This is a genomic window from Kitasatospora sp. NPDC127121, assembly GCF_042677305.1.
In the GTDB taxonomy this organism is placed as follows: domain Bacteria; phylum Actinomycetota; class Actinomycetes; order Streptomycetales; family Streptomycetaceae; genus Kitasatospora.
Map to the genome: position 1 here is coordinate 92,082 of NZ_JBHXTQ010000012.1, position 25,943 is coordinate 118,024.

The following is a 25,943-nucleotide window of genomic DNA, read 5'->3' on the forward strand; positions in this document are numbered from 1 at the left end:
CGTCGGCGGCGGCGCCACCGGGCGCCGGGGAGAACCCCTTTCCCCGCGCCGCGTATTGACCGCGCCGCCACCGACTCCGAATAATCGGCGCCACCGGGGCGCCCAGGCAACCCTCGTCACTCTGACCACACCGGACCGGGGAGCGCCCATGACCGACCAGCCGCACCACGACGAACCCACCGCACTCGCCGCCCCCACCTCACTCGCCGCCCTGGCCGAGGAGTACTTCGCCGCCGAGAACGCCCACGCCCCGTTCGACGCGACGCTGAGCGGGGTCGAGGGCTACGCCCACGAGGTGCCCGACCCGTCCCGCGCGGCCGCGCTGCGCCACCGGGACGCGCTGGCGGGCTTCGGGGCGCGACTGGCCGCGATCCCGGTGGACGCGCTGGCCGGCGAGGACCTGGTCACCCACCGCGTGCTCGGGCGGCTGATCGACAACGGCACCGGCCGGATCACCCACGGACTGGGCGACTTCAGCATCTCGGCGACCATCACCGCACCGCAGAACGAGGCCTTCACCTCGCTCGCCATGACCTCCGTCGACCAGGAGGGCGCCGACGCCTACCTGGAGCGGCTGGCCGGCCTGCCGGGCTACTTCGACGCCGCCCTGCAGCTCCACCTGGACGCCGCCGCCGAGGGCCGCACGCCGCTGCGCAGCGGCGTCGACGCCGCCCTCGACCAGCTCGACGCCTACCTGGTCGCCAACCCGGACGACGACCAGCTGCTGCGCGCGCTGCAGGGCCGCCCGGAGTTCGACCGGGGCCGGGTGATCGTCCGCGACGGCGTGCGCCCGGCCGTGGCCCGCTACCGGGCCGGCCTGGCCCAGCGGCTGGCCGCGGACGCCCGGCCGGACGACCGGGCCGGGGTCTGCCACGTGCCCGGCGGCACCGAGGGCTACGCCGACGCCGTCACCCGCTACACCCGGCCCGGGCTCACCCCGGAGGAGGTCCACCGGATCGGCCTGGACACCCTGGCGGGGCTGCGCGAGGAGTTCGCCGAGCTGGGCGGCAGGGTGCTCGGCATCACCGACCCCGACGCCGTGCTGGCCGCGCTGCGGGAGGACCGCGCGCTGCGCTTCGGCAGCGCCGAGGAGATCATCACCCTGGTCGACGAGGCGCTGGAGCGCGCCCGCCGCGCCTCGGCCGACTACTTCCGGGCCTACCCGATCGCCGACTGCGTGACCCGGGAGATCGACCCGATCGAGGCGGAGACCGGGCCGCTGGCCTACTACCAGCCGCCGGGCCCGGGCGGCCTGCCCGGCACCCACTGGATCAACACGCTGCGCCCGCAGACCAGGTTCAGGTACGAGTACGAGGCGATCGCCTTCCACGAGAGCGTGCCCGGGCACCACCTGCAGATCGCCGTCGCCCAGACGCTGCACCACCTGCCGGAGTTCCGGCGCCGGCCGAGCGGCCAGCTGACCGCCCACGTCGAGGGCTGGGGCCTGTACACCGAGCGGCTCGCGGACGAGATGGGGCTGTACAGCTCGGACCTCTCCCGCTTCGGCATGCTGTCGCTCGACGCCCTGCGGGCCGTGCGCCTGGTCGTGGACACCGGGCTGCACCACTACGGCTGGTCCCGGGAGCGGGCGATCGCCTTCATGCGGGACAACACGGCCACCACCGAGGCCAACGTCCGCAACGAGATCGACCGCTACCTGGCCTGGCCGGGCCAGGCGACCGCGTACCTGATCGGCCGCCGGGAGATCGTCCGGCACCGTGAGCGCGCCCAGGCGGCATTGGGCGGCCGGTTCGACATCCGGGAGTTCCACCACGAGCTGATCGGGCACGGCAGCCTGCCGCTGGGAGTGCTGGACACGCTGGTCACGGACTGGATCGCGGCGCAGTAGGGCCCGCCGCTCCGACGGTGCGCGCACCGCGCACCGTCGGGCCGGTTCGGCTGCTACGCCGGGGTGACGGGCGGGCGGCGCTTGTGCTCGGTGCGGCGGTAGTGGCCGAGGACGGTGCGGAAGACGTCCTCGCTCACCGGCCGCTCCTCCAGGAAGTCGTCCAGGGCCTCGTAGGGGACGCCGAGGGCGTCCTCGTCGGGGCGGCCGGGGGCGAGGGTCTCCAGGTCGGCGGTGGGGGTCTTGTGGACGAGGTCCGCCGGGGCCCCCAAGGCCTCGGCCAGCGAGCGGACCTGACGCTTCGTCAGCCCGTCCAGCGGCATCACGTCGGCGGCGCCGTCACCGTACTTGGTGAAGAAGCCGACGGCCGCCTCGGCGGCGTGGTCGGTGCCGACGACCAGGCCGCCGGTGGCGCCCGCGACCGCGTACTGGGCCACCATCCGCTGGCGGGCCTTGACGTTGCCGCGGACGAAGTCCTCGTGGGAGCGGTCGGCGAAGGTGAGGCCGGCGGACGTCAGCGCGTCGAGGGCGGCGTCGGTCGCGGGCCTGATGTCGACGGTCAGGGTCCGGTCCGGCCGGATGAAGTCGAGTGCGCGGCGGGCGTCCGCCTCGTCCGCCTGGGTGCCGTAGGGCAGCCGCATGGCGCAGAACTCGGCCTGGTGTCCGGCGGCGCGCAGCCGGTCGACGGCGAGCTGGCAGAGCCGCCCGGCGGTGGTGGAGTCGACGCCGCCGCTGATGCCGAGCACCAGCGTGCGGGCGCCGGCCGCCCGGAGCTGGTCGGCGAGGAAGTCGGCCCGGCGCTTCGCCTCCTGCTCGGGGCTGGGGACGGGGGCCACCCGCAGGGTGCGGGCGATCTCCCGCTGGAGGTCGGCGGACAGGGGTTCGGTCATATCGACTCCCGGGTGAAGGTGACACGGTGGGTGCCCGCCCTGGACGCTACCAGCGGGTTCCGCGCGTTCGACGAGGTGGTGGCGGTGCTGCGGCAGACCGGGGCGAGCGCCTACGCGGGGTGCCGCAGGATGTCGAGGACGACGGCGCCGTCGACGGTCTCCTGGGCGACCAGCAGGGCGGCCAGTTCGTCGAGGTGGTGGCGGTGTTCGCGGAGCAGGTCGACGGCGCGGCGTTCGGCGCGGCGCAGCAGGCGGGCCACCGCCTCGTCGACGGCGCGCTGGGTCTGCTCGGAGTACGGGCGGCGGAACAGGTCCTCGGGGCCGTCGCCGAGGTAGTTCGGGGAGCCGCTGGAGTAGCCGACCGGGCCGAGTTCCGGGGAGAGGCCGAATTCGCGGACCATCCGGGTGGCGACGCCGGTGGCGTGGGCGAGGTCGTTGGCGGCGCCGGTGGAGCCCTCCCCGAAGACCACCAGCTCGGCTGCCCGCCCGCCGAGCTGGACGGTGATCAGGTCGATCAGGTAGCCCTCGGTGTACAGGTGGCGTTCCGCTTCGGGGAGTTGTTCGGTCGCGCCGAGGGAGACGCCGGCCGGGAGGATGGTCACCTTGGCGACGGGGTCGGCGTGTTCGCACAGCGCGGCGGTCAGGGCGTGCCCGGACTCGTGGACGGCGACGGCGTGGCGCTCCTCGGGCAGCAGCGCGTTGGAGGAGTCCCGGCGGCCGAGCAGGACGCGGTCGCGGGCGGTGTCGAGGTCGTCGGCGGTGAGGGTGGCGCGGTCGGCGCGGACGGCGTTGATGGCGGCCTCGTTGACCAGGTTGGCGAGGTCGGCGCCGGAGAAGCCGGGTGTGCCGCGGGCGATGCGGTTCAGGTCGGCATCGGGGGCGAGGGTCTTGCCGCGGACGTGGACGGCGAGGATCGCGGCCCGTTCCGCCTGGTTGGGCAGCGGGACGGTGACCTGGCGGTCGAACCGGCCGGGGCGCAGCAGGGCCGGGTCGAGGGCGTCCGGGCGGTTGGTGGCGGCGATGACGACGATGCCGGTGGTCGGGTCGAAGCCGTCCATCTCGGAGAGCAGCTGGTTGAGGGTCTGTTCGCGTTCGTCGTTGCCGCCGAGCCGGGTGCCGCCCGCGCGGCGGCCGCCGACGGCGTCGATCTCGTCGATGAAGATGATGGACGGCGCGCGTTTGCGGGCCTCGTCGAAGAGGTCGCGGACGCGGGAGGCGCCGACGCCGACGAACATCTCGACGAAGCCGGAGCCGGTCACGGAGAGGAAGGGCACCTCGGCCTCTCCGGCGACGGCCCGGGCGAGCAGGGTCTTCCCGGTGCCGGGCGGGCCGACCATGATCACCCCGCGCGGGCCCTTGGCGCCGGCGGCGGCGTAGCGTTCGGGGCTGCGCAGGAAGTCGACCACCTCGCTGACCTCCTGCTTGACGCCCTCGTACCCGGCGACGTCGGCGAAGCGGGTGGCGGGCCGCTCGGCCTCGATGATCTTGGCGCGGGAGCGGCCGATGGCGCTCAGGCCGCCGCCGAGCGAGCGGGCGGCCATCCGGCCGGACCAGAGGAACAGCCCGCCGAAGAGCAGCAGCGGCAGGAACAGCAGCAGCGTCGACCAGATCGAGCTGCCGCCGCTGTGGCTGGCGGTGATGTCGACGTGCTGGCCGGCCAGCTCGCCGCTGAGCTGGGAGGTGTCCAGGGCGGTCGGGATCTGGCTGGTGAAGTGCGTGCCGTCCTTGAGGGTGCCGGTGACCCCGCCGGTGTCGGTGATGTCCACGGTCTGCACCTGGCTGGCGCCGACCCGGTTGAGGAAGTCGGTGTAGCCGTAGTTGGCGCCGGTCGAGCCGGAGCGCGAGAACAGGATGAGCAGCAGCAGGGTCACCAGGACGGCGACGGGCAGCAGCCAGCGGCGCATCGCGGGCGGGGGCGGCTTGGGCGGCGGCGGGCCGCCGGGGGTGCGGGGCCGCTCGGGGCCCCCGCCCGGGGGCGGCGGGGTCGCGGGGTGGCGGGCGGCGCGCAGCCGGATTCGGGTGATCATCCGCGCCCACCACCTCTCCGCCGCCGGGCCTTCCCCTCCATGGTGGGGCGAGAAGGGCCCGGACGGGAGGTCCAGGACGAACCGGCCGGCCCCGGCGCGGGGGCCGGCGGCGCCGTCAGGAGAAGTCGAGCGAGCCGGTCCGGGTCCGCTTGAGCTCGAAGAAGTTCGGGTAGCCGGCCAGCAGCCGCACCCCGTCGAAGACCCGGACGGCGTCCTCGCCGCGCGGGATGGCGCTCAGCACCGGGCCGAAGAAGGCGACGCCGTCGACGTGGATGGTCGGCGTGCCGACCTCCTCGCCGACCGGGTCCATGCCCTCGTGGTGGCTCTTGCGCAGCGCGACGTCGTACGCCGTGCTGTCGGCCGCGGCGGCGAGCTCCTCCGGCAGTCCGGCCGCGACCAGGGCCTCCCGGATGACGGCGTCGTCGGCGGGCCGGTCCTGGTCGTGCAGGCGAGTGCCGAGTTCGGTGTACAGGTCGCGCAGCACGTGCTCGCCGTGCTGTTCGGCGGCGGCGATGCAGACCCGGACGGGGCCCCAGCCGGTGGTCATCAGGCGCTGGTAGCGCTCGGGCAGGTCGGTGCGGCCCTCGTTGAGGACGGACAGGCTCATCACCCGGAAGGTGAGGTCGAGCTCGCGGTGGCGCTCGACCTCACGGATCCACCGGGAGGTGATCCAGGCGAACGGGCAGATCGGATCGAAGTAGAAATCGACTTTGGTGGTCACGGTGAAGAGCCTAGACGCCGAGTGGACCGCTTTCCAGGGCCAATCGATCACCATTGCGGTGGGCCACTTCTCAGCTGCAGGTCTTCCCGTCGGCCGGCACGGTGCCGTCCAGCAGGTAGGCGTCCACGGCCTGCTTCAGGCACGGGTCGCCGGTGTTGTAGCCGCCGTGGCCCTCGCCCTGGAGGGTGACGTTGATGCCGACGCCCGGGCCGAGCTGCTGCGCCATCGCGTGGGCGCCCTCGACCGGGGTGGCCGGGTCGCCGGTGGTGCCGACCACCACGATCGGGGCCGCGCCGGCGGCCGAGACGTCCGGGTGGTCGGCCTTGCCCGGCACCGGCCAGCCGGTGCAGCTCGTCAGGCCCCAGGCGGAGTAGGGGCCGAACACCGGGGAGGCGTCGCGGAACTGCGGCAGCTGCTGTTCGACGTCCTGGTCGGAGTAGCGCTGCCGGGCGTCCACGCAGTTGATCGCCCGGTTGGCGGCGCTCAGGTTGGTGTAGCGCCCCTGCGGGTCGCGCCCGAACATCGCGTCGGAGAGCTGGAGCAGTGTGTTGCCGGTGCCCTGCTGCAACGCCTCGGTGAGCCCGGCGGCCAGGACGGGCCAGGTCTCCTCGCTGTACAGGGCGGCGGCGATGCCGGTGACGGCCAGGGTCTCGGTGAGCTGCCGCCCGCTGGTGGTGGGCAGCGGGGACTGCTCCAGCTTCTGCAACAGCGCCGTGACCGCCGCCGTGCCCTCGACGCCGCCGGCACCCGTCGGGCAGACGGCGGCCTCCTCGGCGGCGCAGGCCTTCATGAAGTTGTCGAAGGCGAGCTGGAAGCCCTTGGCCTGGCCGAGCGCGGACTGCTGCGGGTCCTTCGTCGGGTCGACGACCGAGTCCAGGACGATCCGGCCGACCTCCTGCGGGAACAGGTGCGCGTAGACGCCGCCGAGCTGGGTGCCGTAGCTGATGCCGAAGTAGAAGAGCTTCTGGTCGCCGAGCACCTGCCGCATCAGGTCGAGGTCGCGGGCGGCGCTCTCGGTGTCCACGTAGGGCAGCACCGGACCGGAGTTGTGCTCGCAGGCGGCGGTGAACTGCGCGTTGCTGGTGTCCAGCGCCTTCACCGCGTCGGGGGTCCCGGGGGTGTTGTCGATTGCCAGGCTGACGTCCATCGCCTTGTCGTCCAGGCAGCTCACCCCGGCGCTGGCGCCGACCCCGCGGGGGTCGAAACTCACCAGGTCGTAGCGGGCGTTGAGGGAGGCGTAGTCGGCGGCGAGGGCGGGCAGCGTGGCGACGCCGGAGGCGCCGGGGCCGCCGAAGTTGAACAGCAGCGAGCCGATCCGGTGCTTCTCGTCCTTGGCCCGGCTCCGGATCATGGCCAGGTCGATGGTCTGGCCGTCCGGCTTGCCGTGGTCCAGCGGCGCCTTGAGGGTGGCGCACTGCCAGTCACCGGCGGGCGCGGTGCCGCTGCCCTGCGCGGGGCTGGGGGCCGGGCAGGCCTGCCAGTCGAGATGCTGGGCCGCGAGTCCGGTCGCGGACGCGGCGGGTGAGCCGGGCGAGCCGGCCGGGGAGGTCGGCGCGGGCTCGACGGCGGAGCGGGCGTCGCCCTGGCAGCCGGCGGCACAGGCGAGCAGCAGCGCGGCCAGGCCGAAAGCGCCGGCGCCGCGGACGACGGTGTGCATGGAGCGGTCCACCTCTCGGGTTGCCGGGCGCGCCCCGGCGGACGGCGGGGCGGCGTACGCCCCGGCGCTCGGCACGGTCAACGCACCACAGACCCTAGGCGTGACGGGGCGACTGCGCCTGGTGGACGGCCCCGTCGGGGGGGCGTGCGGCGGTCCGGCTGTCACCCGCCGTCCGGGTGAGGTCGCTCCCGCGGCCGTCGTCCGAACCGCCCACTACCTGGCGTCGCATGCTATCTTGCATCGCATGGTACCTGGCATCACACACCACGACGGCGACGCCGGCGCGGCCGACGGGCCGGTGGCGACGCAACTACGCAAGGGCGTACTGGAGTACTGCGTCCTGGCGCTGCTGCGGGACGGCCCCCGGTACGGGGTGGAGCTGCTGCAGGAGCTCGGCCGGTTCCCGATGCTGGCGACCAGCCAGGGCACCATCTACCCCCTGCTGTCCCGGCTGCGCCGGGCCGGCCTCGCCGACACCTTCCTGCGCGACTCGGCCAGCGGCCCGTCCCGCCGGTACTACACCCTCACCGACACCGGCCGCAGCGCACTGGAGGAGTTCGCCACGCTGTGGCCCGCCTTCCGCGAAACCGTCGACCACGTCCTGGCCCCGGGAGAGAACCCGTGAACAACCCCATCGAGCACCCCCTGGTCCGCACCCACCTGGCCGCGGTCGCCCGGTACACCGCTCCGCTGCCCGAGCCTCGCCGCCGCGAACTGCTCGCGGACCTGCGCGAGCACATCGAGGTCTCGCTCGCCGAGTGCGACCCCGCCGACGAGGCCGCCGTCCGGCGGGTCCTGGAGCAGCTGGGCAGCCCCCGGCGGATCGCCGACGCCGCGCTCGACGAGGAGGGCGGCACCCGACCGGAGCCGGAGAGCCGCGGCCGCACCGCCCGCACCCTGGTCTTCGCGGTGCTGCCGGTTCCGCTGTCGTTCGTCCCGGCCATCGGGCCCCCGCTCGCACTGGCCGCCGCCGTCATCGCCGCGAGCAGGGTGTGGCGGTCCACGCAGTGGAGCCGCCGGGAGAAGCGGCTGGCAGCCCTGCTGCTGCTCTCCCCCGTCCTGGTCACTCCGCTGGCCGGCATCGCCGCCGCCGTCGTGTCCCCGTTCGGCCTGACCGCGACCGCCGTCCTCGCCGCCTGCGTGGTGGGCTTCTGCCCCGCCCTGCTCGCGGCGTTCCTCCTGGCCCGCTCCGCCGCCCGGCTGCGCAACGCCGCACTCACGGCCTGAACCGGCTTCACCAAAGAACACTGACGTTTCGCCGGCCCCCCCTGGTGATGCCGGAGGCCGCCCCCATGTACAAGGGGGGCGGCCTCCGCACGTCGGAGGCTCGCGCTTGCGCGCGCCTCTGCCCGGCGGCTAATGTCTTACCTGTTTCTCACCATCAAATCCCTTTTCGGCCAAGGCCGTTCATACGGTTAACGAAAACCCGCATACAGTGTGCGGACCTGGGGAACCCGAACCGCCACCCCCTCCGTCTGGGGGCTTTTCCATTACGCGGGAATCAAGGCAACTCACTTTACCGTCAGGCTCGTTGACCCCGTTCTCCGGCGGCTGCTTTGCTTCTCGGCGGCCGAGGCGGGCCTGTTTCCCCCCGGTGATCCGTTGTGCGGCGGGTCATCCAGGCGTTCCACCGCCTCCGGCCTCTCCCTGTCCTTCGCGACCACCCGTCACCCACCGGTGCCCGGGCGGTCGGCATGAGAGAGGCAACCCTCACATGGGCCGAACCCCCACGTTCCGTCTCGCCGGACGGGCGGCGCTCACCGGCGTCGCCGCGCTCGCCCTCGCGGCGGCCGGCTTCACCGCGGCACCCGCCCAGGCGCAGCCCGACGACGCCGCGCACCCCGCGGCGTCGGCGAACCACCCGTACCGGCACGGCGCCGTCCCGCTGCGCGGCCACCAGGCCGCACCGAACGCCACCTCCGCCAACAACCTCAACTACGGTGGCGGGGCGGGCAGTCCGAGCATCGGCGTGACCACCGGACCGGAGCACGTCTACCTGGTGTTCTGGGGCTCCCAGTGGGGCAGCTCCGGCACCGACGCCAACGGCAACACCACGCTCAGCGGCGACGCCAAGGGCATGGCCCCGCGCCTCCAGCAGCTGTTCAAGGGCATCGGCGCGGGCAGCGAACTCTGGTCCGGCGTCATGACGCAGTACTGCGAGGGCGTCGCCGCCGGCTCCCAGACCTGCCCGGGCAACTCCGCGCACGTCGCCTACCCCACCGGCGGCGCGCTCGCCGGCGTCTGGGTGGACACCTCCGCCGCGGCGCCCGCCTCCGCGACCGGCAACCAGATCGGCGCCGAGGCGGTCAAGGCGTCCGGCCACTTCGGCAACACCACGGCCGCGGCCAACCGGAACGACCAGTACGTCGTCGTCTCCCCCACCGGCACCACCCCCGACGGCTTCAACACCGCGTCCGGCAACTTCTGCGCCTGGCACGACTACACCGGCGACACCACGCTCACCGGCGGCGCCGTCTCCTCCCCGTACGGCGAACTCGCCTTCACCAACCTGCCGTACGTGACCGACGCGGGCTCCGGCTGCGGCCAGAGCTTCGTCAACGCGGGGACGGCCGGCACCCTCGACGGCGTCACCATCGTCGAGGGCCACGAGTACGCCGAGACCATCACCGACCAGAACCCGGCCGGCGGCTGGACCGACAGCAGCGGCGCCGAGAACGGCGACAAGTGCGCCTGGCTCAGCAGCGGCCAGGGCGCCTCGGCGAACGTCGGCTTCACCACCGGCAGCTTCGCCATGCAGTCGACCTGGGCGAACGACTTCAACAGCGGTGCGGGCGGCTGCGAGATGTCCCACCCGATCGTCGGCGGCACGACCGGCAACACCGTCACCGTCACCAACCCGGGCGCCCAGACCGGCACCACCGGCAAGGCCGTCAGCCTGCAGATCGCGGCGACCGACAGCGCCTCCGGCCAGACCCTCACCTACACGGCGAGCGGCCTGCCGGCCGGCCTGTCCATCTCCGCCTCCGGCCTTATCAGCGGCACCCCGACCACCGCCGGCACGGCGAGCGTCACGGTCACCGCCAAGGACGCCACCGGCGCCTCCGGCTCCGCCGCCTTCGGCTGGACCGTCACCTCCACGGGCGGCGGCGGCCTCACCAACGGCGGCTTCGAGACCGGCACCCTGAGCGGCTGGGCCTCCACCGGCAGCGCCGCCGCCTCCAGCGCCGCCAAGCACACCGGCGGCTACGGCGCGATGCTCGGCTCCACCGGCCCCACCACCACGTCCACGGCCAGCCAGACCTTCACCGCCCCGACCGGCAGCAGCAAGGTCGCCTTCTGGTACGACGTCACCTGCCCGGACACCGTCACCTACGACTGGGCGACCGCCACCCTCAAGGACAACACCACCAACACCACGACCACGGTGCTCGCCAAGACCTGCACCAGCGGCCTCGGCTGGAAGTCCGCCTCCGGCACCGTCACCCCGGGCCACAGCTACACGCTCACCCTCACCAACGTGGACGACAACTACCCGGGCGACCCGACCTACACCTACTACGACGACGTGACCGTCTCCTGACGGCCGCCCGTCCACGCCCCTGACGCCGCCGGGGCGGGCCACCACGGCCCGCCCCGGCGGCACCGCGTCCCAAGGACACTGCGCCCCAAGGACACCGCGCCCCGACAACATCGCGCCCTGTGAAGGAGGAGAGCCGTGACGGTGCGAAAGCTCGCGGCAGCCGCCCTGCTCGCCCTGGCGGCCGGCTGCTCGTCGAACACCGGCCCCGCCGCGCCGGGCCCGCCCGCCCTGGTGCTCGACGAGCACGCCGACGGCACGACCGTCCGGGTGGCACCCGGCACCGTCATCCGGGTCGAGCTGCACAGCACCTACTGGTCCCCGGCCGCCGGCGACAGCCCGCGGACGCTGCGTCCGACCGCCACCGCGACCACCCCCGCCCCCTCCTGCCGGCCGGGCGGCGGCTGCGGTCAGGTCACCGCCGGCTTCCTCGCCGCCTCCCCCGGCACGGCCCGCCTCTCCGCCCACCGCACCACCTGCGGCGAGGCACTGGCCTGCCCGCCCGGCCAGCGGGCCTTCACCGTGACGGTGACAGTCGGCTGACGGGTCAGTGCTGGACGCCGGAGGACAGCGAGAAGTCCGCGAAGTAGGCGCGCTGGGTGCTCGCCGGGCCCCAACTGGTGTCGTGGCCGCCGTAGAAGGTGGAGAAGAACACGCCGCCGAAGGGGATCCCGCCGATGCCCGAGGCCACCCCGCGCGCCGCGTAGACCTGGCGGCCGTCGTACCAGACGGTGACGTCCCCGGTGCCGCGGTCGACCAGCTGCTCGACGCTGTGCCACGCGCCGTCGGCCTGGAACCGCCAGTCGCCGAGCCCCTCGTCCACCCCGTAGCCGGTCGGGCCGGAGTTGGTCGGGGTGTAGAGGTAGACCTCGCCGTTGTCCGGCACGCCCTTGGCGCCGCGCCACATGTAGCGCGTCGACCAGCCTGCGCCGTGGTTGCCGCCCGACTCCTCACCGATCCTGCCGCCGTACAGTCCGGGCAGCTTCCCCGCCTTGCCCCAGTCCCGGCCGGCCGGGAACTTGAGGGAGTACTTCAGGTCCAGCGTCTTGCCCTGGGCCAGGGCGGACAGGCCCAGACTGGTCAGATCCGTGTAGAACTGGCCGCCGCCCGGGTTCGGGCAGTCGGCGCACTGGTTGGAGGAGGACCCGGCCCCGTAGATGACCTGGAGCGCCGAGCCGCCCCCGGGAGCGGCCGCGTCGTCGACCGCGCTCAAGTCCGAACCGCCCCACGTCCCCTGGTCGGCCGCGCCCCAGGCGTGCTTCCACTGGTCCGTCCCGTAACCGCGGAACTGGCCGGTCCAGGCCGTCTTCCCGCTCGCCACCGCGGCCGGCGCGGCTCCCCTCGCTCCCTCGGACCCCGAGGCGGCCGGCGCGGCGATCGAGGCCGCGGCGGGCGACGTCGACGGGGCGCAGGCGGCCAGGGCGGCGGCCGCGAGCACCGATCCGAACACACGACGAGTGCTTTTCATGACTGCCCCTCCCGACGGGACCGGGCCGGGACGGCCCACCCGCTCCATGTGACGCTCCGCCACCGGGTCACAGTAGCGGCGCCCGATGTGACGTGGCCATCACACTCCCGGGTGACGGCGGGGCGGCGTCCCCGGCCCCCGGCCCTCCCGATGCGGGCGATGTGCAAGGTGCGAGGTGCGAGGTGCGAGGTGGCGCTGCGGCCGCGAAGATTCCTCCGAACGTCCGGCGGAGGACGTCAAGACCGCGGCGACGGCTCCGACCACCGGTCGAGGAGCCCAGCCGGGCCCGCGAACCACGAGGAGCACGAGATGAAGTTCCTGATCAGCCTGCACATCAACCCGGCCGTGATGGACGCGCTGACCGACGAGGAGAAGGCGGCGATCGGCCACGGCCACGGCGAGTTCATCGAGGCGCTGAAGGCCTCCGGGGAGCTGATCACCACCCAGGCACTGGTCGATCCGACCCAGGCCGCCGTGGTGACCGTGCGCAACGGCCAGCCGGTGGTGACCGACGGCCCGTTCCTGGAGGCCAAGGAGTACCTGGGCGGCTTCTACCTGATCGATTGCGAGGACAAGGAGCGGGCGATCGCGCTGGCGGCGCTGATCCCGGACACCGCGATCGAGGGCCTGGGGGTCGAGGTGCGGCAGGTGATGTTCGCCGACGGACACTTGGAGGCATGACAGCACCGGACTTCGAGGACCTGCTACGTGCGCTCACGCCGCAGGTCCTCGGCACCTTGGTTCGCCGGTACGGCCGGTTCGAAGGGTGCGAGGACGCCGTCCAGGAGGCCGTTCTCGCCGCCACCGTGCAGTGGCCGTCCGAGGGGATGCCGGACAATCCGCACGGCTGGCTGGTGACCGTCGCGGCCCGGCGGCTCATCGACCAGTTGCGCCGCGACCGCGCGCGCCGCGAACGGGAGTCGGCGACGGCCGCCGAGGTGGTGCCGCCGGAGGTGCCGGACACCGACGACACGCTCGTCCTGCTGTTCCTGTGCTGCCATCCGACGCTCACCGCGGCCTCCCGGACCGCCCTGACGCTGCGGGCGGTCGGCGGTCTGACCACCGCCGAGATCGCCCGCGCGTTCCTGGTGCCGGAGGCCACCATGGCGGCCAGGATCAGCCGGGCCAAGCAGCGCATCAGGGCCGCCGGCAGCTCGTTCGCCCTGCCGGACGGCGCGGAGCGCGAGGAACGGCTGCGGGTCGTGCTGCACGTGCTCTACCTGATCTTCAACGAGGGCTACACCGCCACCTCCGGACCGGAGTTGCACCGCCCCGACCTCGCGCGCGAGGCGATCCGGTTGACCAGGACGGTGCACGCACAGCTGCCCGGGGACGACGAGGTGACCGGGTTGCTCGCGCTGATGCTGCTGACCCACGCCCGCCGGGAGGCCCGGACCACCCCGGCCGGCGACCTGGTGCCGCTGGACGAGCAGGACCGCAAGGCCTGGGACCGGGCGCTGATCGACGAGGGCGTCGGACTGGCCGAGGCGGCGCTGGCCGGCCCGACCCTGGGGCCCTACCAGTTGCAGGCCGCCATCGCGGCCACGCACGCCGACGCGGCCACCGCCGAGGAGACCAACTGGCCCCAGGTGCACGCCCTCTACCTGATCCTGGAACGGATCGCGCCCAACCCGATGATCACCCTCAACCGGGCGATCGCGCTCGCCGAGACCGACGGCCCGGCCGCCGGGCTGGCCCTGCTGTCCGCCCTGGACGGTGACGGGCGGATGGCCGGGCACCACCGGCTGCTGTCCGTCCGGGCGCACCTGCTGGAGAAGGCCGGCGACCCGGCCGGCGCCCACGAGCACTACCGGCGCGCCGCGAAGGCCACCGCCAGCCTCGCCGAGCGGCGCTACCTGGAGGCCCGGGCCGCCCGGACCGGGCCACGCTCCGGCTGAACACACGTCCGGGGCGTCCAAAACGTCCAGCGCGCGGCCAGGGCCACCATGGGAACGGCCTGGGGCCGGCCCCGGCTCAACGGCCCGGCGGCTCCATCCCCGGCCTGCCCCGCACCGCGTACGTCGGCAGCCGCAGTTCGCCGAGGACGGCCCGGGGCAGGCTCAGCCCGAACCGCCGCCCGACCGCGCCGAGGGTGCGGCGGCGGACGGCCGCGGGCGGCTCGCCCCCGGGACCGCGGGTGATCCCGTCGGGCTCCAGGACGCCTGCGGCGACCAGCTCGGGGACCAGCAGGTCGGGCTCCCGGCCCCAGCGCCAGCGCTCCTCGGCGAGGCCGAACCCGCACAGCACGGCGCCGTCGCGGGCGTAGTCGAGCAGCGCCGGCGGGTGGTCCGGCATCGGGCGGAAGTGGACCACCTCGACCCCGTCGCACGCTATCTCGGTGAGCCGTTCGCCGCCGGTGGAGTCGCCGTACTCGACCGCGAAGGACCACTCACCGGACTCGCCGACGCGGATCACGCCGTCGCCGTCGTCGCTCGGGCGGAACACCTCGATGTCGAGGTCCCACACCTCGGTGCCGCTGAGCGGCCCGGCCGCGGCGGCCGGATCGGCGCCCATCCGGCGGGCGAGCTCCTGCGGCGGTATCCCCCGGGCGAACAGGACGCCGTCGACGGAGCGCCCGGCGTCCGCGAGCCACCGGATGCCCTCCTCGCCCCCCGCCCCTTCGGTACCGTCCGTCATGACGCCCCCTCACCTCGCGCCGGCCCGCGTGGCCGGGCCGCCGGTCCGCACCCTAACGGACGCCACTGACAACCGGCGGTCCCCGGAAGCGTCCCGGCCGGTCGCCCTCAGCACCCTTCGGAGGAAGGTCAGTTCGACGGGGGCCGTCGGACGGCCGCGCTCAGGCGCTCAAGCGCCCCGGCGGTTCAGCTTCCCGCGTATCAGCGCCGCGTACACCGCCGCCGCGACGACCATGCCGACCGGCAGCGCGAGGTCCGCGCCGACGAGCGCGGCCACCGGCCCGGTGTACAGGGTGTCCACGCACAGCGCGGCGCCGGCCACCCCGGCCGCGAGGGCGAGCGCACCGGCCGGGTTGACGCCCGCCCGGTACCAGAAGGGGCTGCCCGGGGTCTCGTCCGTGAGCGCCCGGCCGTCGTAGCGGTTGCGGCGCAGCAGGATGTCGGTGGCGTAGATCGCGGTGCTGGGGCCGAGCAGGACGACGGTCAGCTGGAGCACGTTGCTGACGGTGTCGAGGAAGTTGGAGACCAGCAGCGCGTACAGCGTGAGGCAGACGGCGACGGTGCCGTCGACGAGCACGCTGAGCGTGCGGCGGATCCGGATGCCGACGGCTTGCAGGGCGAGGCCGGCGCTGTAGGCGGTGAGCGCGTTGACCGCGATCGTGCCGACGACCAGGGCGAGCAGGAAGACCGGGTCGAACCAGCCGGGCAGGATCCGCTGGAGGGCGGCCTGCGGGTCCGTCATGTCGACGGCGCTGGCGGCGAGTACGCCCAGGCCGCCGACGGCGACGCTGGGCAGGAAGCCGCCGAGGGCCGTCCAGCCGAGGACGGCGCGCGGGGAGGTGGTGTGCGGCAGGTAGCGGGAGAAGTCGGCGCTGGTGGTGTAGGACAGCGGGCCGGAGGCGATCAGAGTGACGCCGGCCAGGACGGCGGACCACAGGCGGGTGCCGGAGAGCGGTTCGGCGGGCGTGTAGCCGAAGTCGGCGTGCCGGAGCACCACGTACCCGACGACGGCGAAGGCGGCGGCGAGCGCCAGGGTGATCGGCAGGTAGAGCCGGAGGATCGCGGCGTGGCCGTAGACGCTGATGGTGAGCGTCACCACGACGATGGCCACCACGATGGCGATCTTGATCGGGGTGGTCGGGGTGATCCCGGCCTGCTCGGCGAGCGAGAACGCGGCGACGGCGGCCGCGGCGAGGTTGAGCGCGAAGTAGCAGACGGAGATCATCCAACCGGTGACGGCGTTGTTCACGCGGTTGCCGAGGACGCCGTACATCGCGCGGGTGATGACCTCGCTGGGCGCGCCCGCGGCCGGTCCGGAGACCGCCAACAGGCCGGTGCCCAGCCAGAACAGGTTGCCGACGACGACCACCGCGAACGCCTGGGGCAGGTCGAGCCCGGCCAGGACGAGGGCGCCGCCGACGACCAGGTTGAGGTAGTTGACGCTGGCCGCCGCCCAGACGGGGAAGAGTTCGCGGGCGCGGCCGCGCCGTTCGGTCTCGGGGATGTGGTCGATGCCGTGGACCTCGACCCGGCCGGCCCGCTCCTGCTGGAGCGGTTCGGCGGCGCGGGTGTCGGGGTGGGGGTGGTCCGGGAGCGTGGACGCCATTGGGGGCCCTCCGTGGGGGTGTCGTGCCCACCTGCTTGCTTATTGGTCGCACACTCAATAGCATCCGGCACATGACGTCAAGCGTTCAGCGCAAACGGGTCCGCAAATCCGCCGACGACCGGCGGGCGGAGATCGTCGAGGCAGCCGCCGCCGTCGCCCTCACCGAGGGCCTGGAGTGCATCACGCTGCGCAGGATCGCCGAGCAGCTCGACGTCAGACCCGGTCTGATCAGCCACTACTTCCCCGCCGTCGAGGACCTCGTCGCCGAGGCCTTCGGCAGCGCCGCCACCGCCGAACTGGAGACGCTGCTGCCCGCCGACCCGCACGACGGGTCGCCGCTGCACCACCTCGCACGGTTCTTCGCCCGCGCCACCGGGCCGGCCTACGACGACATGAGCCGGCTCTGGATCAACGCCCGCCACCTCAGCCGCTACCGGCCCGTCCTGCGCGACCGGGTCCTGGAGCAGCAGGCCGGCTGGCGCGGACGACTCGGCGGCGTCATCGAAGCGGGCGTCACCCAGGGTGAATTCCGCACCGATGACGTCGATGTGACGGCTCTTCAGATCCTGGTCGTGATCGACGGCCTCGCCGCCCACGCCAACACCGGCCTGCGCGACCACCCTTCCGCCGTCACCCGGCTCGCCGTGGCCACCGCCGAACGCGAACTCGGCCTGCCCGACGGCTCCCTCACCTGGAAAGACTGACCACTCAACCCCACAACTCCCCCACTCCGCAGCACCGTTGGAGCCGATGTGCGCACCTCCCTCGTCCTCCTGTCCGCCCGCCTGCTCGACCCGGCGACCGGCGGACCCCTCCCGCAGACCGCCCTGGCCGTCGCCGACGGCCGGATCGCCGCCCTCGGCGACGACCGGGAGATCCGCCGGCTCGCCGACGCCGCCACCACCGTGATCGACCTGAAGGGCGCCGTCGTCACCCCTGGGCTGGTCGACGGGCACCTGCACCCGGTCACCGGCGCCGAACTCACCCACGGCCTCGACCTCTCCGGCTGCACCGACCTCGCCGGGGTCCGCGCCGCCCTCGCCGCCGAGGTCCGCACCCTCGCCCCCGGCGCCTGGCTGCACGCCTGGGGCCTGGACCCGAACGTCTTCGGCGACCGGCCGGTGGAGTCCGCCGCGCTCGCGCCCGTCCTCGACGGCGTCCCGGCGCTGCTCCAACTCTTCGACGCCCACTCCATGCTGGCCAGCCCGCGCGCCCTGGAACTCGCCGGCGTCGACGGCCCGCGCAGCTTCGCCCAGGCCGCCGAGGTGGTCTGCGACGCGACCGGGCGCCCCACCGGCCTGCTGCTGGAGGACGCCGCCTGCGAACTGGTCGAACGCGCCGCCCCGCAGCCCACCCGGGCCGAACGCCGCGCCCGCCTGGCCGCCGCGCTCGCCGCCATGGCCGCCGCCGGCCTCACCGGCGGCCACGCGATGGACGCGAACGGCGACAGCCTCGACCTCTACACCGAACTCGACGAGGCGGGAGACCTGCCGCTGCGGCTGCGGGTCGCCCCCTGGTGCCAGCCCGGGGTGGACGCGGACGGGCTGCGCGCCCTCGTCGAGCAGCAGCACCGGGGCGGCCGGCTCTGGCGGGTCGACGGCGTCAAGCTGTTCATGGACGGCACCATCGACAACGGCACCGCCTGGCTGGAACGCCCGGACTGCCACGGCGAGTCCACCCACGCGTTCTGGCCCGACCCGGCGGAGTACACCCGCGTCATCGCGCACCTGCACCGCGCCGGCGTGCCGACCGCCACCCACGCCATCGGCGACGCCGCCGTCCGCCACGCGCTCGACGCCGTGGCCGCGGCCTCGGCGCAGGCCCCGGGGACGGCCGCCGCCGGGGCGCGAACCGTCCGGCACCGGATCGAACACATCGAGACCGTCCCGGACTCCGTCGTGCGGCGCTTCGCCGAGCTGGGCGTGACCGCCTCCATGCAGCCCACCCACTGCTGCGACTTCACCCGGGCCGACCACACCGACAACTGGTCCCGCCGCCTCGGCGAGGAGCGCGCCGACCGCGCCTGGCGCTGCCGCGACCTGTGGGACGCGGGCGCCACCGTCGTGCTCGGCTCGGACTGGCCGATCGCCCCCTACCCGCCGCTCGGCGTGCTGGCCGGCGCCCGCCACCGCCGCCCGAGCCGCGACCTGACCCAGCCGCCGCACCACCCCGGGCAGGCGCTCACCGCCCTGGAGGCGCTGCGGGCGATGACCGTCAACGCCGCGCACGCGGCCGGGGAGGAGCAGCAGGCCGGCCGGATCGCCGTCGGGCACCGCGCCGACCTCACCGCCTTGGCCGCCGACCCGCTCACCACCCCCGCCACCGAACTGCCGGACGTCCCCGTGCTGCTCACCGTCCTGGACGGCCGCCCGACGCACCGCGCCGCGGCGCTCTGACCCACCGGGCGGAGCCCGCATCGACGCAGGTCGGGGGTTATCCCCCCGAAGAACCCGGCGGTCGGCCCCAGCGCGCCGCACCCTCGCCGCGAACGATGATCATCTCACCGAGCTTTCGGGACAAGGAAACTGAGGAGAGATCATGACCACGGCGAACAAGCGGCGGATCGGCCGGCGCGGACTGATCGCGGTGACGGTGGCGGCCGCCGGCACCGCGCTGCTGGCCCCGGTGGCCTCCGCCGCCCCTGCGGCGGACGGCCAACGGGGCACGGTGGTCCGCGCGTTGGAGCGGTCCGCGCACCCGCTGCGGTCGACCGAGCCCGGCGGCAGCACCAGCGACCTGCGGGCGCTCGGCGCGATGGTCGGGGACGCCAAGGTGGTGGGCCTCGGCGAGGCCACGCACGGCTCGCACGAGTTCTTCACCATGAAGGAGCGGGTCTTCCGCTACCTGGTCCAGGAGAAGGGCTTCACCACCTTCGCCCTGGAGATGAGCTGGTCGGCGGGCCTGAAGATCGACAAGTACCTCCAGGACGGCAAGGGCGACGCCCGGCAGATCGTCAAGGATGAGCTGGGCAAATCACCGTGGGAGCGCCAGGAGTTCGTGGACCTGATCAGCTGGATGCGCGAGTACAACCGCCAGCACCCGGAGCGCCCGGTCCACTTCATGGGCGACGACGTCGGCGCTCCCAAGCTCGGCGAGGAGGTCTTCGCCCGGGTCGACGCCTACCTGCGCAAGACCGACCCCGCGGCCCTGGCGCGCGTCGACGGGCTGTACGCGGGCCTGCGCCCGCTCGACGACACCGTCGCCTACCTGATGAACCGGCCGGTGGCCGAGCGGAAGGAGAACGCCGCCAAGGCGCAGCAGGCGCTGGACCTGGTCACCGCCGCCAAGGGCGCCGGCGGCGAGGAGTACGACTGGGCCGTGCAGCACGCCCGCATCATCGCCCAGACCTTCGCCTTCGCCACCTTCGAACTCACCGACAAGGCCTCGGTGAACGCCGCGGAGGTCCTCCGCGACCAGGCCATGGCCGACAACACCGCGTGGTGGCAGCGCCACACCGGCGACCGGATGCTGCTCTCGGCCCACAACGGGCACGTCGGCTACCTGGCCAGCGATCCCGAGATGTACCCCAAGACGCAGGGCGCGATCCTGCGCGACACCCTCGGCCCGGAGTACCTGAACATCGGGTTCACCTTCGACCGGGGCTCCTTCCTCACCATGGGCGCCGCCCTCGGCACCGACTGGGAGAAGAACACCGTGCCCGCGGCCACGCCCGGCATGAACGAGTACACCCTGGACCAGGTCCGCCGCCAGGACTACTACGTCGACCTGCGCACCGCCCCGCGCGTGGTCCGCGACTGGCTGGACACTGCCCGACCCGTCTACGAGGCCGGGTCCACGTTCACGAAGGACCCGCTGCCCTCCGTCGCCCTCGGGCGGGCCCACGACGTCCTCATCCACCTCCACCAGGTCCACGAGGCCGAGAAGCTCTGACCTGACTCCGGCCCCGCCTCGGACCGGCGGCCCGGCCTCAGGCCGGCGGGGCCGCCGTCTCGGGGAACGCCCGGTCCAGCAGCGCGCCCAGGGCGGCCCGGTCCTGGCCGGAGAGCTGTTCCAGCGCGGTCAGTCCGGACATCAGGTCGGCCCGGATCAGCCGGACGGTCTGCTCGCCCCGGTCGGTCAGGGCGATGCTCTTGACCCGGCGGTCGGCGGGGTCGGGCTCGCGGCGGACCAGGTCGCGGCCCTCCAGCCGGTCGACGATTCCGGTGACGTTGGAGGCGTCACAGGACAGCAGACCGGCGAGGGCGCGCATGGAGCGCGGCCGGGTGAGCAGGCTGAGGGTCTTGCCCTGCATCAGGGTCAGCCCGTGCCCGGCCGCGGCGGAGGCGAAGTGGCGGTAGTAGGCCGCGGCCACCCGGGCGAGCTGATCCATCAGCTCGATCGGCGTGGCCGGTGGGTCCGGGTGGGGGTTCTGGTGCACGGTGTCGAGCATAGGCACATTGCTTGACATCCTCAACCATTGAGGTTTACCGTCCAAGAATGCTTGAGGTCATAAACCATCGACGTCCTCAAGCCAGCTGGAAGGACCGCGAGACCCTCATGAACCACACCCCCGCCGCCACGCCGGAAGCCGTCCCGGAAGCCCCGGAGACCGCCCCGGAGACCGCCGCCGCCACGGTCGCCCGCCTGCGCGCCGCCTTCGACACCGGCCGGACCAAGCCGCTCGCCTGGCGCCAGGCCCAGCTGGCGGCGCTGCGCTCGCTGCTCACCGAGCAGTCCGAGGCGTTCCTCCAGGCCCTGCACGAGGACCTCGGCAAGAGCACCGCCGAGGCCTACCGCACCGAGATCGGCTTCACGCTCAACGAGCTCGACCACACCGTCGCCCACCTGGAGCAGTGGCTGCGGCCGAAGCCCGCCGCCGTACCCGAGTTCTTCCGGCCCGCCGCGGCCCGCGTGGTGCGCGACCCGCTCGGCGTGGTCCTGATCATCGCGCCCTGGAACTACCCGCTCCAGCTCGCCCTGTCCCCGCTGGTCGGCGCACTGGCCGCCGGGAACGCGGCCGTCCTCAAGCCCAGCGAGCTCGCCCCCGCGACCTCCGCCACGCTCGCCCGGCTGCTCCCGCGCTACCTCGACCCGGCGGCCGTCGCGGTCGTCGAGGGCGCCGTCCCGGAGACCACCGCGCTGCTGGAACAGCGCTTCGACCACATCTTCTACACCGGCAACGGCGCCGTCGGCCGGATCGTCATGACGGCCGCCGCCCGGCACCTGACCCCGGTCACCCTGGAACTCGGCGGCAAGAGCCCGGTGGTGGTCGAACCCGACGTCGACCTCGCGGTCACCGCCCGGCGGATCGCCCGGGGCAAGTTCCTCAACGCCGGCCAGACCTGCGTCGCCCCCGACTACGTCCTCGCCATCGGCGAGAGCGCGCCCGCGCTGGAGGCCCACCTCGCCGACGCCGTCCGAGAGCTGTACGGCGACGACCCGGCGGCCGGCGGCGAGTACGGCCGGATCGTCAACGAGCGCCACTTCGACCGGCTCACCGCGCTGCTCGGCGACGGTCGGACCGTCACCGGCGGCACCCACGACCGCGCCGACCGCTACCTCGCCCCGACCGTCCTCGCCGACGTCTCCCCCGAGGCCCCCGTGATGCGGGCGGAGATCTTCGGCCCGATCCTGCCCATCGTCGCCGTGCCCGACCTCGACGCGGCGATCGCCTTCATCAACGAGCGCGACAAGCCGCTCGCCCTCTACGCCTTCACCGAGTCCGCGCACACCAAGCAGCGGCTGACCGAGGAGACCTCCTCCGGCGCGCTCACCTTCGGACTGCCGGTCTCCCACCTCGCCATGCCCGAGCTGCCGTTCGGCGGCGTCGGCGAGAGCGGCATGGGCCGCTACCACGGCGAGTACTCCCTCGACACCTTCAGCCACGCCAAGGCCGTCGTCGACAAGCCCCTCGCCTGACCGTTTCTCCCTCGTCCGACCGTTTCCCCCTGGTCCGACCGTTTCCCCTGGTCCGACCGTTTCTCCCCGCCCCGCCACCCCGACACCGAGCGAGCACCCTCATGACCACCATCGACCACGGCGCCGCCGTCGCCGCGGAGACCGCCCGCCTCGTCGCCGCCCTCCAGGACGCCGACCCGACCACCCCGGTGCCCACCTGCCCCGGCTGGACACTGACCGACCTCACCCGCCACACCGGCAGCGTGCAACGCTGGTTCACCGTCCTGCTCCGGCAGCGGATCCAGCAGCCGCCCCGCAGCCGCGAGGTCGACCTGCGGCTGCCCGCCGCGCCGGACGGCTACCCCGCCTGGCTGGCGGAGGCCGCGGCCGAGGCCGGCGCCGCGTTCACGGAGACCGACCTCGACGCCCCGATGTGGGCCTGGGGCGCCGACCAGCACGCCCGCTTCTGGGTACGGCGGATGCTGTTCGAGACCCTGGTGCACCGCGCCGACGCGGAACTCGCCCTCGGGCGCACCCCGGTGCTCGACCCGGAGCTGGCCGCCGACGGGGTGTCCGAATTCCTCACCAACCTGCCCTTCGCCGCCTTCTTCGCCCCGGGGATCGCCGAACTGCGCGGCGCGGACCGCACCATCCGCTTCACCCGCACCGACGGCAACGCCACCGCCGCAGGCGGCGACTGGCTGATCCGTCTGCGGCCCGACGGCTTCGGGCTCGACGGCTTCGGGCTCGACGCGGACGGCCCGGGCCCGGAGGCCGACGCGACCGTCCGCGCGAGCGCCGCCGATCTGCTGCTGCTCCTGTACGGCCGGCTCGACCTGGCCTCCGCCCGCCTCGACGTGCGCGGGGACGAGGAACTGCTCGCGCACTGGTGCGCCAACTCGGCGTTCTGACCTGCCCGGACGAGGGGCGGCGGCCCGGCCGCCGCCCCTCCCCCGTACGGGTGATCGACTGTCAGTGGCCGGTGCTAGCGTGCCGTTCCGTCAACAGACGATCAAGGAAAGGCGGCATCGGATCGTGGACGTCGACGTCACGCGCCACCAGGTCGCACCCCAGCGGATCACCCAGGCCCTGGAGGGCATCGAGGACCGGGCCCTCGCCAGTTGGTACCGGATCCACTACGGCCGCCTGGCCATCAAGGAGATCCGGACGATGGGCGAGGAGCTCCTCGACCACATCGGCGCGCTCACCCTGGAGGGCCGGCCGCTCAGCGGCTACCCCGCCCGGGTCATCCTGGAGACCGCGGCCGAGTGCTCCCTCGGCGTGCTGGCCCTCGGCTGCTTCCCGCGCGGCGACTTCGAGGTCCCCTTCCCGTTCATCGGCGAGACGCTGACCAGCGAAGAGACCAGCTTCGGCGACACCGTCGACTTCGCCCCCACGGCCGCCACCTGGGTCGACGCCTTCGCGATGTGCGTGATCAGCGGCCTGATCCAGGAGCGCCACCGCATGCTCGGCCCACTGCTGAAGGACGACTACGGGCCCTCGGTCCGCAAGGGCCTGCCCTACTCGGACCTGGACTCGACCTCCGATCCGGCGAGCCTCGCCGAGTTGGACGCGCTCTGCTCCTACCTCTACGTCGTACCGACCGCCGTCTCACCCTGGGTCGCCCCCGGCCCCGTGCCCCTGCGCAAACCGGACGCCGAGGAGCGCACCGCGGCCGCCCGGGCGCTGGACGCCGCCGGTCGGCTCACGCCGGACCAGCAGTTGCTGCGCGTCCTGCTCGACGACGACCAGAGCACCTTCGAGCGGGCCCTCGCCGCCCGCCTCGACCAGCACCGCGAGAGCAGCGCTCCGGACGCGGCCCCGCGCAGCCTGCTCCCGGTCATCCCGATCGCCCTGGCCGCACTCGCCGTCCAGGCACACGGCTGGCAGCTCGGCCTCTCCTCCGGCTACCTCCCGGCGACGCTCATACAGCCCCCGGCGCTCTGACCGCCCCACCGAAGCCGCCCGTCCGTCCGCCTGTCCGTCCACGGAGTGTTCAGTGGTTGTCCAACAGACGAAACATCCCACCTTTCGAGCGACAGTGCGCCTATCATCCCGTGGTCCCCCGTCACCCATCCGGAGTCGCCCACGCATGCCCACCTCACAGCCCGCAGACACCCCCAGGCCACACCCGTTGCACGCCCTGCGGGCCTCCGTCTTCGCCGTCGGCGCCCTGCTCCTGCTGGCCGGAATCGGCATGGTGGTCCACCAGCCGCTGCTGATCCCGCCGGTGGCGGCCAGCGCCGCCCTGGTGCACGGCGCCCCCGGGCTTCCGATCTCCCAGCCGCGCAACGTCGTCGGCGGCCAACTGCTGTCCGCCCTGATCGGCTACGCCACCCTCGCGGTCACCGGCAGCACCGCCTGGGGAGCCGCGATAGCCGCCGGTCTCGCACTGGGCGCGATGATGCTCACCCACCTCTCCCACTCCCCGGCCGTCGCGAGCGCCGTGGTCGTGGTGCTCCAGGCCCCGCCCGCCCTGCCGTTCCTGCCGCTGCTGGTCCTCTCGACCGGCATCCTGGTGACGATCGGCCTCCTCCCCGGCCGGATCGGCGGGCACCCCGTCCGCTACCCGGTGTCCTGGTGAGCGCGCACGCCCCCAATAAGCGCTGAGCACCCCCCTTGTGAGCCGCGACTGCCAGCCGCGCCCGTGAGCCGCGACGGCCGGGTCATCCGATCGGATGGCCCGGCCGTCCGCGTTGCCGTCGTCCTGGCCGAAGAACGCCGAGTCCAGCCCGGAACCACCGGCACCAGGGGCGCGAGCCGGTCTCAGCCGGCGGCCGGGCGGTCCAGGAAGCGCCGGAGCCCCTCCCGCACCCCGTCCGTGGGCACGGTGGCCGCGAAGCAGGCCGCCTCGACGGCGAGGCCCTCGTCGATCGGCAGGTTGATGCCGCGGGTGACGGCCCGCAGGCAGGCGGACACCGCGGTCGGCGCGTGCCGGATGATCCGGTCGACCAGGCCCCGTGCCGCGTCGAGCAGTTCGCCGGCCGGGACGACGGCGTTGACCAGTCCGATCTCGGCGGCGCGGGAGGCCGGGATCGGATCGCCGGTCAGGATCAGCTCCAGGGCGCGCTTGCGTCCGACGTGTCGCGGCAGCCGCTGGGAGCCGCCGAACGGCGGCGGGAAGCCGAGCGAGATCTCCGGCTTGGCGAAGGTCGCGTGCTCGGCGGCGACGGCCAGCGGGGCGGCCTCGGTGAGCTCGCACCCTCCCCCGTAGGCGAGGCCGTTGACGGCGACGACGATCGGCTTCGGGAACTCCTCGATCCGCCGGGTCAGCGCGTGGCCGCGCCGGACGACCTCGCGCAGCGCCCGCTCGGGCCCGCCCGCGATGCTCCCGGCCAGCGACGGGATGTCGGCGCCCGCGCTGAACGCCCGCTGCCCGGCGCCGGTCAGCACGACCGCTCGGACGGTGTCGTCGGCGTCGACGCGGTCGAGTTCGGCGAGCAGCGCGTCGATGGTCAGGTAGTCGAGGGCGTTGAGCTTCTGCTCCCGGTCGATGGTCAGGGTGACGACGTGCTGGTCCCGCTCGCTGCGGACGGTCATGCCGGGTGCTCCGTTTCGCCTGGGCGCGGACGCCCGCAACCCGGCGGACGCCCGCGCGGTGGCGGGCGCCCCCACGGCGCCCGCCCGGTTGCTGACGGCACCGAGGCTAGGAACAACCCTCCAGGACAATCCAGTTATTGTCCTGGATACACCCTGGACCCTCATCGCCCCACGAC

23 protein-coding genes are annotated in these 25,943 nt (G+C 73.8%); 14 read left to right on the forward strand and 9 right to left on the reverse strand.

All coding sequences use genetic code 11. The features are described from left to right. Positions 1–148 precede the first annotated feature (148 nt). The gene (locus ACFVHI_RS09610) at positions 149–1,849 is read left to right on the forward strand and encodes a DUF885 domain-containing protein (RefSeq protein ID WP_380337378.1); all 1,701 of its coding nucleotides are present in this window, start codon (positions 149–151) and stop codon (positions 1,847–1,849) included. Positions 1,850–1,902: 53 nt separating this feature from the next. On the opposite strand, the gene nadE is transcribed toward ACFVHI_RS09610, so the two are convergent. The 4 genes from nadE to ACFVHI_RS09630 all read right to left on the reverse strand — a co-directional run bounded on the left by nadE (position 1,903) and on the right by ACFVHI_RS09630 (position 7,141). Beyond that, positions 1,903–2,736, reverse strand: coding sequence for an ammonia-dependent NAD(+) synthetase (nadE, locus tag ACFVHI_RS09615; RefSeq protein WP_063350387.1), 834 nt, complete (start codon positions 2,734–2,736; stop codon positions 1,903–1,905). A gap of 110 nt (positions 2,737–2,846) precedes the next feature. Beyond that, on the reverse strand, positions 2,847–4,763 hold the full coding sequence (ftsH, locus tag ACFVHI_RS09620; RefSeq protein ID WP_380337382.1) for an ATP-dependent zinc metalloprotease FtsH: 1,917 nt from the start codon (positions 4,761–4,763) through the stop codon (positions 2,847–2,849). A 115-nt stretch (positions 4,764–4,878) separates the two neighbouring features. Continuing rightward, positions 4,879–5,538 (reverse strand): DsbA family protein, encoded by a 660-nt coding sequence (locus tag ACFVHI_RS09625; protein ID WP_063350385.1) that lies wholly within the window; start codon positions 5,536–5,538, stop codon positions 4,879–4,881. Between the two features lie 16 nt (positions 5,539–5,554). Further along, complete coding sequence (locus ACFVHI_RS09630; protein WP_380337386.1) at positions 5,555–7,141, reverse strand: alpha/beta hydrolase; 1,587 nt, start codon at positions 7,139–7,141, stop codon at positions 5,555–5,557. 244 nt (positions 7,142–7,385) lie between these two features. On the opposite strand from ACFVHI_RS09630, the gene ACFVHI_RS09635 reads away from it, so the two are divergent. The 4 genes from ACFVHI_RS09635 (at position 7,386) to ACFVHI_RS09650 (ending at position 11,222) form a co-directional block, all read left to right on the forward strand. Beyond that, positions 7,386–7,766, forward strand: a complete 381-nt coding sequence (locus ACFVHI_RS09635) for a PadR family transcriptional regulator (protein ID WP_063351622.1) — start codon at positions 7,386–7,388, stop codon at positions 7,764–7,766. Then, a complete protein-coding gene (locus ACFVHI_RS09640) occupies positions 7,763–8,368 on the forward strand; it encodes an HAAS signaling domain-containing protein (protein WP_063350383.1) in 606 nt (201 codons plus the stop codon). Before ACFVHI_RS09635 ends, ACFVHI_RS09640 begins: the two co-directional genes overlap by 4 nt. A gap of 487 nt (positions 8,369–8,855) precedes the next feature. Further along, a complete protein-coding gene (locus tag ACFVHI_RS09645; RefSeq protein ID WP_380337391.1) occupies positions 8,856–10,682 on the forward strand; it encodes a putative Ig domain-containing protein in 1,827 nt (608 codons plus the stop codon). A gap of 135 nt (positions 10,683–10,817) precedes the next feature. Beyond that, positions 10,818–11,222, forward strand: coding sequence for a hypothetical protein (locus tag ACFVHI_RS09650; protein ID WP_380337394.1), 405 nt, complete (start codon positions 10,818–10,820; stop codon positions 11,220–11,222). A gap of 4 nt (positions 11,223–11,226) precedes the next feature. On the opposite strand, the gene ACFVHI_RS09655 is transcribed toward ACFVHI_RS09650, so the two are convergent. After that, positions 11,227–12,147 carry a polysaccharide lyase gene (locus tag ACFVHI_RS09655; RefSeq protein WP_380337397.1) on the reverse strand — a complete coding sequence of 307 codons (921 nt, stop codon included), beginning with the start codon at positions 12,145–12,147 and terminating at the stop codon, positions 11,227–11,229. A gap of 309 nt (positions 12,148–12,456) precedes the next feature. On the opposite strand from ACFVHI_RS09655, the gene ACFVHI_RS09660 reads away from it, so the two are divergent. Beyond that, positions 12,457–12,828, forward strand: a complete 372-nt coding sequence (locus ACFVHI_RS09660) for a YciI family protein (RefSeq protein WP_063350380.1) — start codon at positions 12,457–12,459, stop codon at positions 12,826–12,828. Then, a complete protein-coding gene (locus ACFVHI_RS09665; RefSeq protein ID WP_380337400.1) occupies positions 12,825–14,045 on the forward strand; it encodes an RNA polymerase sigma factor in 1,221 nt (406 codons plus the stop codon). The genes ACFVHI_RS09660 and ACFVHI_RS09665 overlap by 4 nt, the downstream gene beginning before the upstream one ends. 76 nt (positions 14,046–14,121) lie before the next feature. On the opposite strand, the gene ACFVHI_RS09670 is transcribed toward ACFVHI_RS09665, so the two are convergent. Next, positions 14,122–14,784 carry a DUF6461 domain-containing protein gene (locus tag ACFVHI_RS09670; RefSeq protein WP_063350378.1) on the reverse strand — a complete coding sequence of 221 codons (663 nt, stop codon included), beginning with the start codon at positions 14,782–14,784 and terminating at the stop codon, positions 14,122–14,124. 168 nt (positions 14,785–14,952) lie between these two features. Continuing rightward, on the reverse strand, positions 14,953–16,389 hold the full coding sequence (locus ACFVHI_RS09675; RefSeq protein WP_380337403.1) for a purine-cytosine permease family protein: 1,437 nt from the start codon (positions 16,387–16,389) through the stop codon (positions 14,953–14,955). A 71-nt stretch (positions 16,390–16,460) separates the two neighbouring features. Between ACFVHI_RS09675 and ACFVHI_RS09680 the strand changes: the two genes are divergently transcribed. From ACFVHI_RS09680 to ACFVHI_RS09690, 3 genes are all read left to right on the forward strand, one after another. Then, positions 16,461–17,093 (forward strand): TetR/AcrR family transcriptional regulator, encoded by a 633-nt coding sequence (locus tag ACFVHI_RS09680; RefSeq protein WP_063350376.1) that lies wholly within the window; start codon positions 16,461–16,463, stop codon positions 17,091–17,093. A gap of 48 nt (positions 17,094–17,141) precedes the next feature. After that, positions 17,142–18,785, forward strand: coding sequence for an amidohydrolase (locus tag ACFVHI_RS09685; protein WP_380337406.1), 1,644 nt, complete (start codon positions 17,142–17,144; stop codon positions 18,783–18,785). A 142-nt stretch (positions 18,786–18,927) separates the two neighbouring features. Further along, on the forward strand, positions 18,928–20,280 hold the full coding sequence (locus ACFVHI_RS09690) for an erythromycin esterase family protein (protein WP_380337409.1): 1,353 nt from the start codon (positions 18,928–18,930) through the stop codon (positions 20,278–20,280). A gap of 37 nt (positions 20,281–20,317) precedes the next feature. Here the strand turns inward: ACFVHI_RS09690 and ACFVHI_RS09695 are convergent, their stop codons facing one another. Next, complete coding sequence (locus ACFVHI_RS09695; protein ID WP_244293532.1) at positions 20,318–20,767, reverse strand: MarR family winged helix-turn-helix transcriptional regulator; 450 nt, start codon at positions 20,765–20,767, stop codon at positions 20,318–20,320. 119 nt (positions 20,768–20,886) lie between these two features. Here ACFVHI_RS09695 and ACFVHI_RS09700 point away from each other — a divergent pair, with 119 nt between their 5' ends. From ACFVHI_RS09700 to ACFVHI_RS09715, 4 genes are all read left to right on the forward strand, one after another. Continuing rightward, complete coding sequence (locus tag ACFVHI_RS09700; protein WP_380337412.1) at positions 20,887–22,248, forward strand: aldehyde dehydrogenase family protein; 1,362 nt, start codon at positions 20,887–20,889, stop codon at positions 22,246–22,248. 101 nt (positions 22,249–22,349) lie between these two features. Next, a complete protein-coding gene (locus ACFVHI_RS09705; protein ID WP_380337415.1) occupies positions 22,350–23,138 on the forward strand; it encodes a maleylpyruvate isomerase family mycothiol-dependent enzyme in 789 nt (262 codons plus the stop codon). Positions 23,139–23,262: 124 nt separating this feature from the next. Then, positions 23,263–24,174, forward strand: coding sequence for an immunity 49 family protein (locus tag ACFVHI_RS09710; protein WP_380337418.1), 912 nt, complete (start codon positions 23,263–23,265; stop codon positions 24,172–24,174). Positions 24,175–24,319: 145 nt separating this feature from the next. Next, entirely contained in the window at positions 24,320–24,811 is a 492-nt protein-coding gene (locus ACFVHI_RS09715) for an HPP family protein (protein WP_380337421.1), read from the forward strand. Positions 24,812–24,993: 182 nt separating this feature from the next. On the opposite strand, the gene ACFVHI_RS09720 is transcribed toward ACFVHI_RS09715, so the two are convergent. Beyond that, positions 24,994–25,767 carry an enoyl-CoA hydratase-related protein gene (locus ACFVHI_RS09720; protein WP_380337424.1) on the reverse strand — a complete coding sequence of 258 codons (774 nt, stop codon included), beginning with the start codon at positions 25,765–25,767 and terminating at the stop codon, positions 24,994–24,996. Positions 25,768–25,943 lie beyond the last annotated feature (176 nt).

What these genes read in the sequence shown, in the direction of transcription:
- ACFVHI_RS09610 (WP_380337378.1), top strand. Translation starts at nt 149, where the DNA reads ATGACCGACCAGCCGCACCACGACGAACCCACCGCACTCGCCGCCCCC.
- nadE (WP_063350387.1), bottom strand. Translation starts at nt 2,736, where the DNA reads ATGACCGAACCCCTGTCCGCCGACCTCCAGCGGGAGATCGCCCGCACC.
- ftsH (WP_380337382.1), bottom strand. Translation starts at nt 4,763, where the DNA reads ATGATCACCCGAATCCGGCTGCGCGCCGCCCGCCACCCCGCGACCCCG.
- ACFVHI_RS09625 (WP_063350385.1), bottom strand. Translation starts at nt 5,538, where the DNA reads ATGGTGATCGATTGGCCCTGGAAAGCGGTCCACTCGGCGTCTAGGCTC.
- ACFVHI_RS09630 (WP_380337386.1), bottom strand. Translation starts at nt 7,141, where the DNA reads ATGCACACCGTCGTCCGCGGCGCCGGCGCTTTCGGCCTGGCCGCGCTG.
- ACFVHI_RS09635 (WP_063351622.1), top strand. Translation starts at nt 7,386, where the DNA reads ATGGTACCTGGCATCACACACCACGACGGCGACGCCGGCGCGGCCGAC.
- ACFVHI_RS09645 (WP_380337391.1), top strand. Translation starts at nt 8,856, where the DNA reads ATGGGCCGAACCCCCACGTTCCGTCTCGCCGGACGGGCGGCGCTCACC.
- ACFVHI_RS09655 (WP_380337397.1), bottom strand. Translation starts at nt 12,147, where the DNA reads ATGAAAAGCACTCGTCGTGTGTTCGGATCGGTGCTCGCGGCCGCCGCC.
- ACFVHI_RS09660 (WP_063350380.1), top strand. Translation starts at nt 12,457, where the DNA reads ATGAAGTTCCTGATCAGCCTGCACATCAACCCGGCCGTGATGGACGCG.
- ACFVHI_RS09665 (WP_380337400.1), top strand. Translation starts at nt 12,825, where the DNA reads ATGACAGCACCGGACTTCGAGGACCTGCTACGTGCGCTCACGCCGCAG.
- ACFVHI_RS09670 (WP_063350378.1), bottom strand. Translation starts at nt 14,784, where the DNA reads ATGACGGACGGTACCGAAGGGGCGGGGGGCGAGGAGGGCATCCGGTGG.
- ACFVHI_RS09675 (WP_380337403.1), bottom strand. Translation starts at nt 16,389, where the DNA reads ATGGCGTCCACGCTCCCGGACCACCCCCACCCCGACACCCGCGCCGCC.
- ACFVHI_RS09680 (WP_063350376.1), top strand. Translation starts at nt 16,461, where the DNA reads ATGACGTCAAGCGTTCAGCGCAAACGGGTCCGCAAATCCGCCGACGAC.
- ACFVHI_RS09690 (WP_380337409.1), top strand. Translation starts at nt 18,928, where the DNA reads ATGACCACGGCGAACAAGCGGCGGATCGGCCGGCGCGGACTGATCGCG.
- ACFVHI_RS09700 (WP_380337412.1), top strand. Translation starts at nt 20,887, where the DNA reads ATGAACCACACCCCCGCCGCCACGCCGGAAGCCGTCCCGGAAGCCCCG.
- ACFVHI_RS09705 (WP_380337415.1), top strand. Translation starts at nt 22,350, where the DNA reads ATGACCACCATCGACCACGGCGCCGCCGTCGCCGCGGAGACCGCCCGC.
- ACFVHI_RS09715 (WP_380337421.1), top strand. Translation starts at nt 24,320, where the DNA reads ATGCCCACCTCACAGCCCGCAGACACCCCCAGGCCACACCCGTTGCAC.
- ACFVHI_RS09720 (WP_380337424.1), bottom strand. Translation starts at nt 25,767, where the DNA reads ATGACCGTCCGCAGCGAGCGGGACCAGCACGTCGTCACCCTGACCATC.